Annotated in this window: 1 protein-coding gene; it reads left to right on the top strand. The window is 38.9% G+C overall.

From position 1 onward, the window contains the following. Positions 1 to 180, top strand: a 180-nt coding sequence (locus E0946_RS07180; RefSeq protein WP_133201781.1) for a nitroreductase family protein, incomplete at its 5' end; no start/stop codon positions are given. Between the last annotated feature and the right edge of the window lie 288 nt (positions 181 to 468).

Raw genomic sequence — 468 nt, 5'->3', positions numbered from 1 at the left:
TATCGCTATCTGTATGTTGATGTTGGACATATAGGACAAAATGTCCATCTTGCTGCAGAAGCAATTCAAGCAGGTGCCTGTATGATAGGAGCTTTTGTGGATGAGGCAATGAACCACTGTCTGGGCTTAGATGAAAAAGAAGAATTTGTAATATACATTGCAGCCGTAGGAAAAAAATAGGTGAAACGATGTCCTTATCGTTTCAAGTTCCGTATATGGGGTCATAAACGTCCCCGTTTATGAAGCTCTGGAAGAGCTTGCTATTATTTAATTAGGAATAAAGAGTAGTTTTAATTCTTATAATTATTTTAATAAATTTTTGTTGCTATCATCTAAAGAAAGAAAAGCCTTGCGGCTTTACGAGACGAAGACGTCTCGTACCCCTAAAGAGGTTATAGATGTCCTCATCGTTTCAAGCTCCGCATAAGGGGTCATAGATGTCCTCATCTATGAAGCTCCGAAGGAGCT

This window comes from Candidatus Syntrophosphaera thermopropionivorans, assembly GCF_004353895.1.
GTDB classification, from domain to species: domain Bacteria; phylum Cloacimonadota; class Cloacimonadia; order Cloacimonadales; family Cloacimonadaceae; genus Syntrophosphaera; species Syntrophosphaera thermopropionivorans.
Note: the sequence above shows the minus strand (reverse complement) of the source record. Positions and strands in the feature narration are given on the sequence as shown.